The sequence below is a fragment of the Streptomyces sp. NPDC001450 genome, from assembly GCF_053597295.1.
This window is the reverse complement of record NZ_JBSFHY010000129.1, coordinates 1-2,458: the sequence shown is the minus strand read 5'-3', so window position 1 is coordinate 2,458 and position 2,458 is coordinate 1. Positions and strand designations below refer to the sequence as shown.

Here is a 2,458-nt window from a genome sequence, read left to right as displayed (position 1 = left end):
GCCGCGTACGAACGCATCGACCGAGACGTCCTCCAGCGCCGCCTCCTGCTGGCCCTCTTCGCCCTGGGCACCAACATGGGCATCCGGGCGATCGTGGCGACCGGCGAGCACGGCGAGACCGAGGCGGCCCTGCGGCACGTCCGCCGGCACTTCATCACCGTCGACAACCTCCGCGCGGCCGTCACCCGGCTGGTGAACGGCACCTTTGCGGCCCGGGACGCCGACTGGTGGGGGCAGGGCACCGCGTGCGCGTCGGACTCGAAGAAGTTCGGGTCCTGGTCCTCGAACTTCATGACCGAGTACCACGCCCGCTACGGCGGCAACGGCGTGATGATCTACTGGCACGTCGAGCGGAAAAACGTCTGCATCTACTCCCAGCTCAAGTCCTGTTCGTCGTCCGAGGTCGCGGCGATGATCGAGGGCCTGCTGCGGCACTGCACGGACGCCGAGATCGAGTCCCAGTACGTCGACACCCACGGTGCCTCGGTGGTCGGGTTCGCGTTCACTGAGCTGCTGAACTTCCGGCTGCTGCCGCGGCTGAAGAACATCGGCAGCATCCGCCTGTACCGCCCGGACGACGCCCCGCCGGGCTGGCCGGCGCTCGGCGGCTCGCTGACGAGGCCGATCCGCTGGGAGCTGATCGAGCAGCAGTACGACCAGATGGTGAAGTACGCGACCGCGCTCCGCCTCGGCACGGCGGAGGCGGAGCAGGTGCTGCGGCGCTTCACGCGCGGCGGCCCCAAGCACCCCACCTACGCCGCGCTCGAAGAACTCGGCCGCGCCGTGCGCACGGTCTTCGCCTGCGACTACCTCGCCAGCCCCGGCCTACGCCGGGAGATCCACGGGGGCCTCCAGGTCGTGGAGAACTGGAACTCGGCGAACACCGTGCTGCACTACGGCAAGGACGGCGCCCTCACCGGCCCGGACAAGGAGCACGCCGAGACCTCGATGCTCGCCCTGCACCTGCTCCAGTCCAGCCTCGTGCACGTCAACACCCTGCTGGTGCAGCAGGTCCTGGCCGAACCCGCGTGGGCGAAGAAGCTGAGCGACGATGACCGGCGCGGCCTGACCGCGCTGTTCTGGTCGAACGTCAACCCGTACGGCACGTTCCGGCTGGACATGGACAAGCGCCTCGACCTGGGGCTCACGGTGCCCCGCCCCCGTACTCCGGCGGACGCCGCCGACCGATCAACCGCGGAGGTGCGATGACGCACGCCCCGCACTGACCCGGCCTTGGGGAACATCGGTACTGCGGTTATCCCGCGTACCGGCTCGGGCGGCTGAGGCTGTCGCAGATCCCGCCGAACCGGATGGCGGCGCTGGCCCGGTACGCGCTGGGGTCGAAGGCGCCGCTGCTGGAGCGGGCGGCGGAGCCGAAGCGCACGGCGATGCTCACCGCGGTGATGCGGCAATGCTCATCCGGGCCCGCATCCAGCTCGGCGGTCGATCGTCCTGGTCTGGGACAACGTCCGCATCCACCTGACAGCCCTGTTGCGGGAGTTCATCGCCGCGAACGCCGACTGGCTCACGGTCTTCCAGCTGCCCTCGTACGCACCGGACTTGAACCCACAGGAGGGCATCTGGTCGATGGTTAAGCGCGACATCGGCAACCTTGCCGCAGCCGACCTGAGCCAGATCACCAGGGCCGTGAAGCACAGGCTCAAGCAGATCCGGTACCGCCCCGACGTGGTCGACGGCTGCCTCACCGGCACCGGCCTGGTCATGGACGACTGACAAACATTACGGATTCAAGTTCACTGCCCGCCTAGGCAAACGGCGCGCATCGTAGACACCGTAGCCTGCCGCGTCACTGACGATCGGCGATCAGCATTCCCAGTTCCTTAATCGCCGATTCCAAGGGAACTTTCGTCAATTTCTTCGTGACCTTGTTCTCGAAGGCACGCGCCGGTACAAAGATTTCAAAATCGCACCACTCGGACAACCGCGTGCCGAGCTCCACCATGGAGGCGTTTCGCACCGAGATCTGGACCATCGTCTCGCGGCTCAACCCGCGAGGCGCCTTCCCCTTGGTCTTGCGCTCGTATGAGCCATAGCACTCGCAATTGCAGTGTGGGGGGTCGTACACGTAAATGCAGATGCAGGAAGGGTAGCTGAGACAGAAGAACTCGCAGGAACACGACGCACCCGTGTCCACATCCGTTCTCTTTTGCGTCATGGGATATCACTTCCCTAGCTGCAACACGGTTTAATCAGCTGAAAGGGTGAAGGTCTTGGGCGGCGCCAACGCACCCCGAGTTCCCCCCCTCCCCGACCGGCCGGTCTCCGGCCCCCTCCGGGCAATCCTCTCCTGAATACAGGGTGAGGGCGGGATACCGCGCACAGCCGGTGATGCTCCGTCCGCCGCAGGGCGATCAGGTCCCGGTCCACGTCGTCCAGGAAGAAGAACCGCTCCAGCTCGGGCCTCGTCGGCTCCGCGGCCAACATCCCCGACCCCACC

At 66.8% G+C, this 2,458-nt stretch carries 3 protein-coding genes and 1 pseudogene; 2 read left to right on the top strand and 2 right to left on the bottom strand.

What is annotated here, in order from left to right; genetic code table 11:
- Nucleotides 1-1,209 (top strand): transposase (locus ACWC5O_RS45300; RefSeq protein ID WP_450781371.1); only part of this gene is annotated, 1,209 nt, incomplete at its 5' end.
- A 46-nt stretch (nt 1,210-1,255) separates the two neighbouring features.
- Here the strand turns inward: ACWC5O_RS45300 and ACWC5O_RS45295 are convergent.
- On the bottom strand, nt 1,256-1,396 hold the full coding sequence (locus ACWC5O_RS45295) for a hypothetical protein (RefSeq protein WP_355837878.1): 141 nt from the start codon (nt 1,394-1,396) through the stop codon (nt 1,256-1,258).
- Between the two features lie 18 nt (nt 1,397-1,414).
- On the opposite strand from ACWC5O_RS45295, the pseudogene ACWC5O_RS45290 reads away from it, so the two are divergent.
- Nucleotides 1,415-1,734 (top strand): annotated as a pseudogene (locus ACWC5O_RS45290) (transposase); the annotation flags it as partial.
- 73 nt (nt 1,735-1,807) lie between these two features.
- On the opposite strand, the gene ACWC5O_RS45285 reads toward ACWC5O_RS45290, so the two are convergent.
- On the bottom strand, nt 1,808-2,008 hold the full coding sequence (locus tag ACWC5O_RS45285) for a hypothetical protein (protein ID WP_355837882.1): 201 nt from the start codon (nt 2,006-2,008) through the stop codon (nt 1,808-1,810).
- Nucleotides 2,009-2,458 lie beyond the last annotated feature (450 nt).